We start from the raw sequence: 14,592 nt of genomic DNA on the forward strand, positions 1-14,592 counted from the left end.
TCCGGGCGCGGCCGCCCGGCCTTTTTCCGCTCCCGCCTCATCCGGCGGGGCCGAAACCGGCGCGGCGCGAAGGATCCGGCAGGAGGCTGCCCCCGTGTTGCGGGGTTCCGGCCTTTCAGCGCGCCGGCATCCCGCTGTCCACTCCACCGGCGCGGAATCCAATGGCGTGGAAGGGTGGCGCGGCCGATGGCCGGCTGTCCTGGACCCGCCAGCCGCTGGCCCGTTCGTGCCGAAGGGTATCGCGTCGCGCGATCCAGGGGCGCGGTCCCGGGGCCTGCGCGCGGCGCGCTCAACATCAGGGCCCCCCCTCTTTCCAGGGGCGCGGCCCGCCGAGACGAGAGGTCGGAACCAGAGCCGCATGGCACCCAAGCCGCCACGCCGCCTGCGCGACCCCGTAGCCTCGGGCCTGCCCACCTATTGCCGCCGTCGGCCGCGCGACTGCGCCGGCGGCACGGAGCATCCCGGTTCATGACCAAGCGCATGCTGATCGATGCATCCCACAGCGACGAGACTCGCGTGGTGGTGCTGGACGGCAACCGGCTCGACGAATTCGACATCGAGACCGAGAACAAGCGGCCCCTGAAGGGCAATATCTACCTGGCCAAGGTGGTCCGGGTGGAGCCCAGCCTGCAGGCCGCCTTCGTCGAGTATGGCGGCAACCGCCATGGCTTCCTGGCCTTCGGCGAGATCCACCCCGACTACTACCAGCTCCCCGTCGCCGACCGCGAGCGCCTGCTCGCCCTGCAGGCCGCCGAGGCGGCCGAGGACGAGGAGGATGAGGACGACGAGCCCGTCGGCGAGAACGAGGCGGAGGCCATGGCCGCCGCCATCGAGCGGTTCGCCGACGACGCCGGCGCGCCGCGCCGGGATGACGCCCCCGCCGAGGGCAACGGGACCTTGGGAGAGGCCGAGGGCGGCGACGACGAGGCCGGCCGGCCCGGCACGCCGCGCGCCCAGCCCATGACGACGGCCGAGCACCGCAGCGCCGAGCCGGAGGCCCTGCTGGCCGAGGCCGACGAGGAGGGCGGCGAGGATGAGCCCGAGGCCGCGCCCGAGACGCTGGGCGGCCGGGACCAGGGCGAGAGCCGCAACGGCGATTCCGACGAGGGCCGGGCCGAGCGCCGCATCCCGCCGCGCTTCCTGCGCCACTACAAGATCCAGGAGGTGATCCGCCGCCGGCAGATCATGCTGGTGCAGGTCGTCAAGGAGGAGCGCGGCAACAAGGGCGCGGCGCTGACCACCTATATCAGCCTGGCCGGCCGCTTCTCCGTGCTGATGCCGAACAGCCCGCGCGGCGGCGGCATCTCCCGCAAGATCACCTCGGTCGCCGACCGCAAGCGGCTGCGCGAGGTGATCCAGGAACTCGGCATGCCGCGCGGCATGAGCCTGATCGTCCGCACCGCCGGCGCCGGCCGGCCCAAGCCCGAGATCCGGCGCGACTGCGAGTACCTGCTGCGGCTGTGGGACGATATCCGCGAGCGCACGCTGGACTCGGTCGCCCCCGCGCTGATCTATGAGGAGGCCGACCTCATCAAGCGCTCGATCCGCGACGTCTTCGGCCGCGACATCGAGGAGATCCAGATCGAGGGCGAGGACGCCTACCGCCAGGCGCGCGAGTTCATGCGGATGCTGATGCCGCACAACGACCGCAAGATCCGGCTGTACAAGGACCCGACCGTCCCGCTCTTCGCGCGCCATGGCGTCGATGCCCAGCTCGACGCGATGATGTCGCCCACCGTGCGGCTGAAGTCGGGCGGCTACCTGGTCATCAACCAGACCGAGGCGCTGGTCTCGATCGACGTGAACTCGGGCCGCGCCACGCGGGACCGGCACATCGAGGACACGGCGCTGCGCACCAACCTGGAGGCCGCCGACGAGGTGGCGCGCCAGTTGCGCCTGCGCGACCTCGCCGGGCTGATCGTGATCGACTTCATCGACATGGAGTCCTCGCGCAACGATGCCCAGGTCGAGCGCCGGCTGAAGGAGGCGCTGCGCCACGACCGCGCCCGCATCCAGGTCGGCCGGATCAGCCATTTCGGCCTGCTGGAGATGAGCCGGCAGCGGCTGCGCCCCAGCGTGACCGAGCATTCCTTCGTCACCTGTCCGCATTGCCAGGGCCTCGGCATCGTCCGCACGCCGGAGAGCAGCGCGCTGCAGGTGCTGCGGCAGATCGAGGAGGAGGGCGGCCGCCGCCGCGCCGCCGAGATCGCCGTGCACATCGCCCCCGACCTGGCGATGCACATCCTGAACCGCCGCCGCGACCGCCTGGCCGAGATCGAGGCGCGCTACGGGATGTCGGTGTTCTTCCAGCCGGATGCCTCCCTGCTGCCGCCGGCGATCCGGATCGAGACGCTGCGGGCGCAGACGGTGGTCGAGCCGCCCAGTGCCCCGGCGGCGCTCCGCATGGACTACGCGCCGGAGGAAGAGGCCGAGATGCCGGCCGTGACCGCGCCCGAGGCGACGCCGGCCGCCAGGGCCGAGGTCTCGGGTGAGGCGCCGGCCGCTGGCGAGGCGGCCGGGGCCCCCCCCGAGGACCGCAACGGTGAAGGCCAGAATGGCGAGGGCCGCCGCCGCCGCCGCCGCCGCCGCCGGCGTGGCGGACGCCGCGAGGACGGCCAGCCGCTGCAGGGCGCCGATGAGAACGGCGAGGGCGGCGAGGAGGAGGACGAGTCCGAGGAGGTCGGGGCGGAGGCTGAGCAGGCCGCCGAGCCGCAGCCCGCGACGCCGGCCGGGCCGGACGAGACGGAGCGCCGGCTGCGCCGCCGTGGCCGTCGCAGCAACCGGCCGCGCGGCGGTGCCGAGGGCGAGGCGCAGGTGCAGGCCCGCTATGCCGGGCCGACGCCGGCCGATCCCTTCGCCGGCACGCTGGACGACATCTTCGACGCCATGGCCGCCGCCGAGGAGGCCGCCGAGCGTGGTCCCGCCCCGGCGATGGAGGCGGTGACGGCCGAGGTCGCGCCGGTCGTTCCGGTGCCGCCGGAGTCCGTGTCGCCTTCCGCCGCCGCGCCCGATGTGCCGGCGGTGGCCGCGGAGGTGACGCCCGCCGCGGTCGCGCCGATCGGTGTCGAGCCGGTGCCGGCCGCCGCGGATGCGGCCGGGGAGAAGGCGGGGGAGGAGGCTCCGGTCGCCGCCAAGCCGCGCCGCGCGCCACGCAGCCGCAAGAAGGCTGACGTCACCCCGGCTGAGACTCCGGCCGCGCCCCTGGCCGAGCCCACGGAGGCTGCTGCGCCACCGAAGCCGCGTCGTAGCAGCCGCAAGAAGGCCGAAGTGGCGCCCGCCGGCGTCGCGGAGGCGGCGGAGCAGGCCGAGGCGCCCGCGCCGAAGCCGCGCCGCAGCCGTCGCAAGGCCGAGGCGCCGGCGGAGACGCCGGTTGCGGAGGTGCCGGTTGCTGAGCCGGCGGTGGCCGAGGTGGCGGCCGCCCCGCGCCAGTCGGCCGAGCCTGCCCCGGCGGAGGACCCCTCCGTGACGGAGGCCGGGGCGGCCGAGCCGCAGGCCGCCCCGCCGGTCCAGCCCGTGCTGGTGGACGCCTCGCCGGACGCGCCGAAGAAGCGCGGCTGGTGGAAGCGTTGATGCCCTCCGGGGCCGTGGCTCGCGCCGCGGCCCCGGCTTCTTCTTCCTGCCTGGCTGCGTGATGGACATCGTGAACTTCGAACCGCTGCGGACCGAGCGGCTGACCCTGCGTCCGCTGCGCGCCGAGGATGCGGCGGCGCTGCACCGGCTGGTCAATGACTGGGAGACGGTGCGCAACCTCAGCCGCCTGCCCTTCCCCTATCCGCGCGAGCTGGCCGATGAGTGGATCCTCTCCACCCACCGGCAGATCGCCGAGGGCTCCGCCTGGCACCTGGCCATCGTCGGGCAGGATGGCGATACCGAGGTGCTGGTCGGCTGCGTCGGCCTGACCCGCAAGGGCGAGGCCCGCGAGGCGGAGCTGGGCTACTGGGTGGGGCGGCGCTTCTGGGGCCATGGCGTGGCCACCGAGGCGGCCGGGCGGCTGGCGCGCTGGGCGCTGGCGCATCTCGACCTCGACCGGATCACCGCCAAGGTGACGGAGGAGAACGCGGGCTCCTGCAAGGTGCTGCGGCGCATCGGCCTGGTCGAGAAGGGGCGGTCCGAGAGCTACATGCGCGCGCTGGACCGGGTGCTGCCGGTCATCCTCTTCGAGGCCGGGCGCGAGGATCTGACCGCGCCGGTTCCGGTGCCGGAGCCGCTGGCGGCCGAGGAACTGCCGCCCGGCGCCAAGCCGATGCTGCTGGTCGCCGCCTGCGCCCTGGTGGATGCCGATGGCCGGGTGCTGCTGGCCCGCCGCCCCGAGGGCAAGCCGATGGCGGGCCTCTGGGAATTCCCCGGCGGCAAGCTCGACCCGGGCGAGACGCCGGAGGAGGCGCTGATCCGCGAGCTGAAGGAGGAGCTCGGCATCGATGTCTCCGCCGCCTGCCTCGCGCCCTTCACCTTCGCCAGCCACGATGCCGGCCGCTTCCACCTGCTGATGCCGCTCTATCTCTGCCGCCGCTGGGAGGGCAGCCTGGTGGCGCGGGAAGGGCAGGCCCTGGCCTGGGTCCGGCCGAACAAGCTCGGCGACTACGCCATGCCGCCGGCGGACAGGCCGCTGGTCGCGCTGCTGCGGGATTTCCTCTGAAGGCCGGCACGGCGGTCGCCCGGGCTTCGACTACGGCCGCGATCTGGCCTACCCTCGGGAGCGGAGCCCGGCCATCCCCGGCCCGCCGCGATCCACGGCCGGCTGGACGAGGCGGCGCGGGCGCGGATGATGCCGATGCCGCCAATCCCGGAGCCCGCCATGAGCAATCCCACCGCCTGTCTTCTCGTCATCGGCAATGAGGTCCTGTCCGGCCGCACCCAGGATGCCAATATCCGCTTCCTGGCGACGCGGCTGGGCGAGATCGGCATCCCCCTGCGCGAGGTGCGGATCATCCCCGATGTGCGGGAGACGATCGTCGCCGCCGTCAACGAGGTCCGGGCGGCGTTCACCTATGTCTTCACGACCGGCGGCATCGGGCCGACGCATGACGACATCACGGCCGAATGCGTCGCCGCCGCCTTCGGCGTGCCGTGGGAGCCGCATCCGGTGGCTTGGGAGCGGCTGGCGGCGCATTACGCCCGGCAGGACCCGCCCGGCGATTTCAACGCCGCCCGCCAGCGCATGGCGACGATGCCGCGCGGCGCGGCGCTGATCGACAATCCGGTGTCCATCGCGCCGGGCTTCATCATCGGCAATGTCCATGTCATGGCCGGCGTGCCGCGCATCATGCAGGCGATGTTCGAAGGGCTGGCGCCCTCGCTGGCCGGCGGGGTTCCCGTGCAGTCCCGCGCCGTGCACGCGCATGGCATGATGGAGGGAACCATCGCCCAGGGCCTGGGCGAGATCCAGGGCCGCTTCCCGGATCTCGATATCGGCTCCTACCCCTATTACCGGCCGGAGGGGAACGGCGTGGCGCTGGTGGCCAAGGGCACCGATGCGGCGGCGGTGGAGGCGGCGGCGGCGGAGATCACCCGCTTCGTCGCCGGCCTGGGCTACACGCCGATCCAGGGCGAGCCGGGCTGAAGGGCGCCGCCCTCAGGCCTTCGATAGCTCCGCCACCAGCGCGCCCAGCGCCGCGGAATCCAGACCTCCGCGGCCGCTGTTCACCAGCGCCTCCATCATCTGCGCGGCGAGCGCCGTGGCGGGCGCGAAGACGCCGTGATCGCGCACCGCGCCGAGCGCCAGCCGCATGTCCTTGCGCATCAGCTCGGCCCGGAAGCCGGGCTGCAGGGCGCCGTCGAGGTAGCGCTTGGCATGGGCTTCCAGCACCGCCGACCGGGCCGAGCCGCCGAGCAGCGCCTGGCGCATCGCCTCCGGGTCGAGCCCCGCCTTGCGGCCGAGCGCCAGCGCCTCGAACACCGCCTGCATGGTGGCGGTGATGATGAGCTGGTTGGCGGATTTGCAGACCTGCCCGGCGCCGGCGGGGCCGAGATGCGTGGCGCTCCGCCCCACGGCCTGGAAGACGGCGGCGGCGGCGGCGAAGGCGGCCGCGTCGCCGCCGACCATGCAGGTCAGCGTGCCGTCCCGCGCCCCCGCCGGCCCGCCCGAGACCGGGCTGTCCAGCAGATGCGCGCCCCGCTCCGCCAGCAGCCGGGCGGCGAAGCCGGCGGCGGGGGCGGCGGCGATGGAGGAGAAGTCGATCAGCAGCGTGCCGGGGGCGATTCCCTCGGCCACGCCGCCGGGGCCGAACAGCACGGCCTCGACATCCGGCGTGTCCGGCAGGCAGAGGCCGATGCAGGCGGCGCCGCGCGCGGCCTCGGCCGGGGTCCCGGCCCAGGCGGCGCCGGCCTCCTCCAGCGGCGCCGCCTTGCCGCGGCTGCGGTTGTGGACGGTCAGGGCGAAGCCGGCGCGGCGCAGATTGGCCGCCATGGCCGCGCCCATGACGCCGAGGCCGATGAAGGCGAGCGGGGCGGGCGGGGTGATCGGGGTCATGCGCTTCTCCTCAGCTCCGGCGCAGCGCGCCGCGGATATCGTCCAGCAGGGTGTCCATGGCGCGCTGGAAGTCGGGGCCGCTGGCATAGCCGTCGGTTTCCCGGATGCGCTCCATGAAGCGGGTCCAGGATGGCGCCTTCATGCCCTCGCGGAAGCGGTCGTGGTGGTAGGCGACCATGGCGTCGGTGAGGCCGGTGGGGCCGACCCAGCCCTTCTGGTTGTCCGCCTGCACGTCCCAGCCCAGCTCGCGCAGTGTCGGCACCTGCGGCCAGGCGGGCGAGCGCTCGGCCGAGGCGAGGGCGATCGGCACGATGTCGCCCGAGGCGGCCAGGCCCCCCAGCTCGTCCGAGGCCTGCACGCCGAGGTCGATCTCGCCGGCCAGCAGCGCCTGGGCCACCGGCCCGCCGCCCGTGTAGGGCACATGCAGGAACTCGACATCGGCGCGCCGCTCCAGCAGCAGGAAGAGCGAGTGGGAGAGGGTGCCGGCCCCCGCCGAGCCATGGGTGATGCGCCCCGGCTCCGTCTTCGCCGCTGCCATCACCTGCCGCATGTCGGAGAACCGCCCGCCCTTGCCGCGCACGCAGATGAAATGCCCGTTGCGGGTCAGGCGGATGATGGCGCGGAAGGCGGTCTTGGGGTCGTAGGGCACCTCGCGATGGGCGGGGATGGAAGTGCTTTCGCTGCCGCCGGCCAGCAGCAGGGTGTGGCCGTCCGGCGCGGTGCGAGCCACCGCCTCCGCGGCCAGCGCCCCGCCGGCGCCCGGGCGGTTCACCACCACCAGGGGCTGCGGATAGAGCGGCGCACAGGCCTCGGCGATGGTGCGGGCGATGATGTCGCTGCCGCCCCCCGGCGCGAAGCCGGCGATCAGCTCGATGCGGCGGCTGGGCTGCCAGCCGCCCTGGGCGCCCGCCTGCGCCGCCACGCCGTGGGCGCGGAGCAGCGCCGGCGCCGCGAGCAGGCCGGCCGTGAGGGCGCGGCGCGTCATCCTGGACATTGTCGAAGGTCTCCCGGTCTTGCGTGATGCGTGGCCGTCTTTTCGCGCGGTCCACGTCCACCCGCGCCGCGCCCGCCGGAGCGGCATCGGGTCGTTCCCTGTCCGGCCGGGGGCGTCGCCCCCTCAGCCCAGCAGGTAGTCGGCGCCGCAGCGGTCGCAGATGCCGCGCACCAGCGCCCGCAGCGTTTCCGGCACCGGAATCCCGGCGGCCAGGCGCTCGGCCCGCGAGGCCGCCTCCGGGTCGCCGGGGATCAGCACCGGGCGATCCGGCCGGGCCGGCGGGGTGGCGCGCAGGGTCTCCAGCAGCGTGCCGAGATCCTCCTCGAAGGCCTCGGCCGGGCGGAAGGCGGCGGGGTCGATGGCGAGGAAGAAATGTCCGATATTATCCGGCTCCCCGGCCTTCCGCGTGCGGTCGCGCAGCACGGACAGGGCGCCGCCGGTCAGCGTTCCGGCCAGGATCTGCACCATCAGCGCCAGGCCATAGCCCTTGTGGCCGCCGCCGCTCTCGTCGCCGCCGAGCGGGGTCAGCCCGCCCTCGGCCCGGCGGAACAGATAGGCCATGCCCTCGGCGGCGTCGGTCACCGGGCGGCCCTCGCCATCGATCACCCAGCCCTCGGGCATCGGCTTGCCGTTCAGGTCGTAGACCTTGACCTTGTTGCCGGCGACGGTGCTGCTCGACATGTCCAGCACGAAGGCGGGCTCGCGGCCGGCGGGGGCGGCGAGGGCCAGGGGGTTGGTGCCCAGCATCGGAACGCCGCCGCGCGTCGGCACCACCAGCACGCTGCGCGCCGAGGTCATCACCAGACCGATGACGCCGCGCCGCGCCGCCAGCCGGGCATAGTATCCGGCAGCGCCGAAATGGTGCGAGTTGAACACGCCGACGGCACCGACACCGCCGCCGAGGGCCAGTTCCACGGCGAGCTCCATGCCCAGGGCGGCGACCGGATGGCCGAGCCCGGCGGCGCCGTCCACCAGCGCGGTGGCTGCGTTGCGGCGCACCACGCGGGGCCGCGCGGCGAGGTCGAGCTGCCCTTCGTCGCGCAGGGTCTCGTACATCATCAGCATGGACAGGCCATGCGAATCGATGCCCATCAGGTCGGTCTCGACCATGGCCTCGGCGGTGGTGGCGGCGAGGTCCGCCGCCATGCCCCAGGCGGTCAGCACCGCCAGGATCTGCCGGTGAACCTGATCGGCGGGAATCTGCGAGACGGGAACGGCCATGGCCCGCGCCTCAGTCGCCGGCCCGGCGGGGCGGGGGGACGATGCTGCAGCCATGGATCATGCGAAACTCCTCCGGTGGATAGGCTTCCTGGACGTCAGGGCAAGCTTCGCACGGAGTGTTCACTGTCGGCAATCCGGGGCGCGCCGGAAGAACCGGGTGAGAGGGCCGCGTGAACAGGGTCAGGGCGGCGCCAGATCCTCTGGCCGCAGGAAGCGCGCCAGCCGCACGGCGGTATGGCCGCGCATGGTGCGGGGGCTCGGCATGACCAGCAGGCAGTCGTCATGCGGCGTGCGGATCTCGGCTTCGCCATCCAGGGCGAGCAGGGTGTTGCGCGCGCGGATCACCGTGCCGCCACGGAAGGGCCTCACGAAGCTGAAGCCGTGCGTGCCGGCGATGACGGTGCGGGTCACCTCCGCCACGCTGGGGGCCGGGCGCGGGACCGGCGCGGCCGGCGGCGGCGCCTCGATCAGCCCGGTCTCGCGCAGCAGGGCGGTGGCGCAGGCCTCGAGCGTGGCCAGCGTCTCCGGCTCCCAGTGCTGGCCGCCCTCGACCAGGATGGCGCGGCGGTGGCCCTCCGGCGCGGTGAAGGTCGCGTGGTCGATCAGGCGCCGGCCGGTGCCATGCCCCTGGTCGGCCACCACCAGCGGCGGCACGCCGAGCCGCGCGCCGAGATCGCGCGCCCGGGCCATGGCGCCGGTGATGATCAGCGGGTCGGACGGCCAGAGCATGCTGTGCAGGTCGAGCAGCACGTCCACCGTGGCGATCAGCGGCCGCAGCGCGCGCGCGCGGCGCAGCTCCAGGCTGTCGCGCGGGCCGTCCAGCACGCGGTCGCACCAGACCCGGTTCAGGTCTTCGTCGACGAAGCGGCTGAGCGTCGGATCGGCCGGGTTGAAGCGCGCGAAGGCGGCGAGATTGGCGAAGATGAAGGTCAGCCGGCCGCGTTGCGGGCGCAGCCCCTGGGAGAGCCAGCGGGCCAGCAGCAGGGCGCCGGCGAACTCATTGCCATGCACTAGGCAGGAGAGCGCCACATGCGGGCCGGGCCGGCCGGAGTCGAAGCTCCACACGCCCGGCAGCAGGTTTCCGGCTTGCCATGGGCGCAGGTCGGGCACCGGCAGGAGGACGGGGAAATGCGGCAGGAAGCCATGGCCCGCCATGCCGTTCACCGCTTCGCGGCCTCATTGGACATGCCTGCCTTCTCCAGCCCCATCGCACTGCACTACAGACGGAGTGTATAGACGGGCGCGGGATGGGCAACCGGGGGGCTCAGCCCTTGCGGGCCTCGGCCACCAGCCGCTGCAGCGTCGGCAGATCGACGGCGCCGGGGACCAGCGTCTCACCGATCACCAGCGCCGGCGTGCCCTCGATGGAAAGGGCGCGGGCCAGGCGCAGATGCTCCTGGAGCCGCCGCTCGATGGCCGGGTCCTCCATGTCGCGCCGCAGCCGGGCCCAGTCCAGGCCCAGCTTCTTCGCCTCCGCCTGCAGCGTCGCCTCGGTCGGCTCGCCGCGCAGCTTCATTAGCGCGGCCTGCAACTCGACATACCTGTCCTGCCGCTGCGCCGCGAGCAGGGCGCGGCTGGCCAGCACGCTGGCCGGGCCCAGGATCGGCAGGTCCTTCATGACGATGCGCACGCCCGGATCGGCCCGCAGCAGCGCCTCCAGCGTCGGGTGCAGGGCCTTGCAGTAGCCGCAGCGGGCATCGAAGAACTCGACGAGGGTCACATCGCCGCGCGGATTGCCCTTCACCGGATCGGCGGGATCGCGGAACAGCGCCCCGGCCTCGGCGCGGATCGCCCCGGCGCGGCCCTCGCTGGCCTGCTGCCGCGCCGCCTCCTCCAGCGCGGCGAAGGCATCGCGCAGGATGCTCGGGTCCTGCCGCAGCGCCTCGCGCATCACCTGGACCACCTCGCGCCGCTGCTCCGGCGTCAGCGCCTGCGCCGCCGCGGGCGAGGCGGGGAGGCCGGGCGCGGCCGCCAGGGAGATGGCGGCGAGCAGCAGCGGGACGGCGAGGCGCCGGGGGCGGCGGGCGGAGGGGGGCGGAATGCGCGACATGGCGCCAGCCTAGCGCGCCGGCGGGCGGCTGCCCCCCCCTCTCGCGCGGCGGCGGTCAGGATCGCGGCATCGGCCGGCGCGCGGAGGCGGTTGCCGCCCTCGCCGAAGGCGTCTATGGCCGGGCGACAACCCGGCCTGGCCGGGCGTGGCCCGTACTGGATTTTCGTACTGGATTTTCGTACCGGACCCTCGTGCCGGACCCATCCGGCCCACGCCGTGGCGCGGGCCCCGACAGCACCGGAGTGAAACAGGCCAGCATGAAGAGCAGCGCGCGCAACCGGTCGAGCCGTCCTCCCACCGGCCCGGCGGGGATCCCGGCCTTCCGGAGCGGCCTTCTCGGCCTCGGCCTGCTGGCCCTGTCCGGCTGTGGCCTGGGGGAGACGGTGGGCGGCCTCGTCGGCAATGCCGGCCCGGCCGAGGGCGAGGCCGGTCACGTGCGCGGCTTCCTCGGCGCGGCGGTGGCGGATGAGCCGCGCGCCGCCCTGGTCGCGCGGGATGTGCTCTCGGCCGGCGGCACCGCGGCGGATGCGGCGGTGGCGGCCGGCTTCGCCATGGCGGTGACGCTCCCCTCGCGCAGCGGACTCGGTGCCGGCGGCGCCTGCCTGGTCTATGACCGGGGCCGCAACCAGACCGAGGCGGTGCTGTTCCCCGCCGTTCGGCCGGCGCAGGCCCGGGGCGACCGCCCGGCGGCGGTGCCGATGCTGGCGCGCGGCCTCTTCGCCCTGCACACCCGAAATCCCCGGCGCCCCTTCGAGGAGCTGATGGCTCCGGCCGAGCAGCTCGCCCGCTTCGGCGCCACCACCTCGCGCGCCCTGGCGCAGGACCTGGCGGCGGTGGCGGGCCCGCTCTCGGCCGATCCCGGCGCGCGGGCGATCTTCGCCGGGCCCGGCGGCCAGCCGCTGCGCGAGGGCGAGCGGCTGGTGCAGCCGGACCTGGGCAGCACGCTCGCGGCGCTGCGCACGGCCGGGGTGGGCGATCTCTATCAGGGTGCCCTGGCGCGCCGGCTGGAGCAGGTCTCGCCGCGCATCGGCGGTGGGCTCACCCTGGAGGACACGCGACCGGCGATCCCGACCATGGGCGTGCCGCTGCAGATGACCGTCGGCAACGACGTCCTCTCCTTCCTGCCGGTCCCGGCCGATGGCGGCCTGGCGGGAGCCGCCGCCTTCCGCGCCCTGCAGGGCGGCGCCGGCGTCGATGCCGCCGCGCAGCAGGGCCTCGCCACCGCCATGGCCTGGCGCCAGCGGGGCGGCGATCCGGCGGCGCTGCTGGCGAGCGCGCCCGGCGCGGCCTTCGGCGCGCCGCAGTTGCCGGCCTCCTCCAGCCTGGTGACGCTGGACCGCGAGGGCAATGCGGTCTCCTGCGCCTTCAGCCTGAACAACCTCTTCGGCACCGGTCGCGTTCTGCCGCAGATGGGCTTCCTGCTCGCGGCGGCGCCGGATGTCGGGCGGGTGGAGCCGCCGCTGCTCGCCGCCGCGCTGGCGCACAACACCAGCCTGCGGGCCTTCCGCTATGCCGGCGCGGCCTCGGGCCAGGCGGCGGCGCCCATCGCCCTCGCCCTGCCGGCGGCGCGCCACCTGCTGAACGGCACGCCCCTGGCCGATGCCGTGGCCAGCGTGCCGGAGCCGGGGCGGGCCAATGCCATCGCCTGCGGCCGCTACCTGCCCGGCAGCGCGGCGCAGTGCGCGGCGGCCACCGATCCGCGCGGCGCGGGGCTGGCGGTGATGGGCACGCCATGAGGGCGATCGTCGCGGTGGGGCCATGCTGAAGACCGGACGTGGCGCGGAGGCGCCGCCCTTCCTGGTGATGGATGTCATCACCGCCGCTAATGCGCGCGCCGCCGCCCTGCCGCCGGGCGCGCCCGGCGTGCTACGGATGGAGGTGGGCCAGCCTTCCACCGGCGCGCCGCGCGGCGCCGCCGAGGCGGCGATCCGCGCGCTGCGGGCCGGCGCGCCCATGGGCTACACGGAGGCCTTCGGCCTGCGCTCCCTGCGCGAGCGCATCGCGCGGCACTATGCCGACAAGTACGGGGCGGTGGTGCCGGCCGGGCGCATCGCCGTCACCGTCGGCGCCTCCGGCGCCTTTCCGCTGGCCTTTCTCGCCGCCTTCGATCCCGGCGACCGCGTCGCCATGGCGGCGCCGTTCTACCCGCCCTACGCCAATATCCTGACCGCGCTCGGCATGGTGCCGCAGCTGCTGCCCTGCGACGCCACCACGCGGTTCCAGCCCACCCTCGCCATGCTGGAGGCGCTCGATCCACGCCCGGAGGGGCTGATCCTCGCCTCGCCCTGCAATCCCGCCGGCACCATGCTGTCGCCGGAGGCGCTGGCGGCGATCGCCCGCTGGTGCCACGCGAATGGCGTGCGCCTGGTCTCGGACGAGATCTATCACGGGCTCTCCTATGGCATGAAGGAGGCCACCGCCGCCGCCGTCAGCGAGAGCGCGGTGGTGGTGAACTCCTTCAGCAAGTACTTCTCGATGACCGGCTGGCGCATCGGCTGGCTGGTGCTGCCGGAGGATCTGCTGCGGCCCGTCGAGTGCCTGGCGCAGAACCTGTTCATCAGCGCGCCCCATGTCGCGCAGATCGCCGCCGAGGCCGCCTTCGACTGCGCCGAGGAGCTGGAGGCCAACAAGGCGGTCTATCGCCGCAACCGGGATGTCCTGCTGGCCAGCCTGCCCGGGGCGGGGCTGGACCGGCTGGCCGAGGCCGACGGTGCCTTCTATCTCTGGGCTGATATCGGCCATCTCAGCAATGACAGCGTGGCCTTCGCCGCGCGCATGCTGGCCGAGGCGGGAATCGCCGCGACGCCGGGCGTGGACTTCGACCGTGAGCGCGGCCACCGCTTCCTGCGCCTGTCCTATTGCGGGGCGGAGCCGGCGATGGCCGAGGCCCCGGAGCGGCTGCGGCGCTGGCTGCGCGGCTGAGGGCGGGCGCAACCGCCGCGCGCGCCGGCTGTTGCAGCATCATGCATCGCCATGGAGACGGGCCGATGACCATGAGCCGCAGCGACCGCCGCCTGCCGGGCTTCCTGACCCGGCGACCCTTCCTGGGTGCCACGCGCGACCGGACGACGGGAAATGCCGTGCTGGCCCTCGCCCTGGCGCCCCGTCGCGCGCCAGCGCCATCCGCGCCGCCGCCGCGCCGGCCACGGGGCCGTGAAGCCTAGGCGGCGCGCCCGGCGGCAGCGCCGGATCAGGGGCGGGGGAGGAAGAAGCTCTGGAGCCGCTGCAGGAGGTCCTGCAGGTTGAAGGGCGGCGGAGGCTCTTCCGTCTGCTCGGCGGGCACCCGGGCCCGGAAGGCGGTGATCGCCGCCGCCGTGCCCGCGAGCGATAGCTCATGCGGGGTGCCCTCCGCCGTGGCCCGGCCCAGGCCCAGCACCCGCACCAGCACGCGGTCCGCCGCCGCCAGCTCCTGCGCCGCGCGGGCGGCGTCCTCGGGACGCGGGGCGCAGACCACCGAGCGTCCCTCCAGCCCGCAAGGCATCTCGAAGAACGGGTTCGGGGGGAAGCGCATCTGCACCGTGCCTGTCAGCGCCAGGAGCCCGCGCATGGCGTTGTCCAGCGCCAGGTCCCGCGCGGTCACCACCGGCACCATCCGCCCGCGGCGGGGGGCGACCTCGAGCGCCAGCGGGCCCTGTCCCTCCCGCGCCGGTTCCACGGGGCGGTCGAGCGTCAGGCGGCACTGCGCGCGGTCGGTCATCGGATCGGTGCTGCAGGTCAGCAGCCAGGGGCCGAACTGCTCCACCGCCGGCACCGGATCGGGGGTGGCGGGCGGCGGGGCCGGCGCCGCCCCGGCGAGGCCGAGGAGGGCGGGCAGCAGGAGGGCGTGGCGGCGCATGGCGTCGAAGATAGGATGTCCGA

The 14,592-nt window shown here is 74.6% G+C and carries 12 protein-coding genes; 6 read left to right on the plus strand and 6 right to left on the minus strand.

Translation table 11 applies throughout. The features are described 5' to 3' along the window. Positions 1-468 precede the first annotated feature (468 nt). The 3 genes from ACF3NH_RS11970 (at position 469) to ACF3NH_RS11980 (ending at position 5,560) form a co-directional block, all read left to right on the plus strand. Positions 469-3,570: an Rne/Rng family ribonuclease gene (locus tag ACF3NH_RS11970; protein WP_422923048.1), complete on the plus strand. Its 3,102-nt coding sequence runs from the start codon at positions 469-471 to the stop codon at positions 3,568-3,570. A 61-nt stretch (positions 3,571-3,631) separates the two neighbouring features. Continuing rightward, positions 3,632-4,636: a bifunctional GNAT family N-acetyltransferase/(deoxy)nucleoside triphosphate pyrophosphohydrolase gene (locus tag ACF3NH_RS11975; RefSeq protein ID WP_198366468.1), complete on the plus strand. Its 1,005-nt coding sequence runs from the start codon at positions 3,632-3,634 to the stop codon at positions 4,634-4,636. A gap of 159 nt (positions 4,637-4,795) precedes the next feature. Further along, on the plus strand, positions 4,796-5,560 hold the full coding sequence (locus ACF3NH_RS11980) for a competence/damage-inducible protein A (protein WP_198366469.1): 765 nt from the start codon (positions 4,796-4,798) through the stop codon (positions 5,558-5,560). Between the two features lie 12 nt (positions 5,561-5,572). Here the strand turns inward: ACF3NH_RS11980 and ACF3NH_RS11985 are convergent, their stop codons facing one another. From ACF3NH_RS11985 to ACF3NH_RS12005, 5 genes are all read right to left on the minus strand, one after another. Further along, on the minus strand, positions 5,573-6,469 hold the full coding sequence (locus ACF3NH_RS11985; RefSeq protein ID WP_198366470.1) for an NAD(P)-dependent oxidoreductase: 897 nt from the start codon (positions 6,467-6,469) through the stop codon (positions 5,573-5,575). Between the two features lie 10 nt (positions 6,470-6,479). Continuing rightward, a complete protein-coding gene (locus ACF3NH_RS11990) occupies positions 6,480-7,463 on the minus strand; it encodes a Bug family tripartite tricarboxylate transporter substrate binding protein (protein ID WP_422923051.1) in 984 nt (327 codons plus the stop codon). A gap of 123 nt (positions 7,464-7,586) precedes the next feature. Further along, positions 7,587-8,684, minus strand: coding sequence for an Ldh family oxidoreductase (locus ACF3NH_RS11995; protein ID WP_422923053.1), 1,098 nt, complete (start codon positions 8,682-8,684; stop codon positions 7,587-7,589). Positions 8,685-8,864: 180 nt separating this feature from the next. Next, positions 8,865-9,839 (minus strand): M14 family metallopeptidase, encoded by a 975-nt coding sequence (locus ACF3NH_RS12000; RefSeq protein ID WP_422924786.1) that lies wholly within the window; start codon positions 9,837-9,839, stop codon positions 8,865-8,867. Positions 9,840-9,948: 109 nt separating this feature from the next. Further along, entirely contained in the window at positions 9,949-10,734 is a 786-nt protein-coding gene (locus ACF3NH_RS12005) for a DsbA family protein (protein WP_422923055.1), read from the minus strand. 257 nt (positions 10,735-10,991) lie between these two features. Between ACF3NH_RS12005 and ACF3NH_RS12010 the strand changes: the two genes are divergently transcribed. The 3 genes from ACF3NH_RS12010 (at position 10,992) to ACF3NH_RS12020 (ending at position 13,898) form a co-directional block, all read left to right on the plus strand. Next, positions 10,992-12,470 (plus strand): gamma-glutamyltransferase, encoded by a 1,479-nt coding sequence (locus tag ACF3NH_RS12010; protein ID WP_422923057.1) that lies wholly within the window; start codon positions 10,992-10,994, stop codon positions 12,468-12,470. Positions 12,471-12,492: 22 nt separating this feature from the next. After that, positions 12,493-13,656, plus strand: a complete 1,164-nt coding sequence (locus ACF3NH_RS12015; RefSeq protein WP_422923059.1) for a pyridoxal phosphate-dependent aminotransferase — start codon at positions 12,493-12,495, stop codon at positions 13,654-13,656. 65 nt (positions 13,657-13,721) lie between these two features. Continuing rightward, entirely contained in the window at positions 13,722-13,898 is a 177-nt protein-coding gene (locus ACF3NH_RS12020) for a hypothetical protein (RefSeq protein ID WP_198366477.1), read from the plus strand. A gap of 26 nt (positions 13,899-13,924) precedes the next feature. Here the strand turns inward: ACF3NH_RS12020 and ACF3NH_RS12025 are convergent, their stop codons facing one another. Continuing rightward, complete coding sequence (locus ACF3NH_RS12025; protein WP_422923061.1) at positions 13,925-14,569, minus strand: hypothetical protein; 645 nt, start codon at positions 14,567-14,569, stop codon at positions 13,925-13,927. Positions 14,570-14,592 lie beyond the last annotated feature (23 nt).

It is taken from the genome of Pseudoroseomonas sp. WGS1072, from assembly GCF_049340465.1.
In the GTDB taxonomy this organism is placed as follows: domain Bacteria; phylum Pseudomonadota; class Alphaproteobacteria; order Acetobacterales; family Acetobacteraceae; genus Pseudoroseomonas.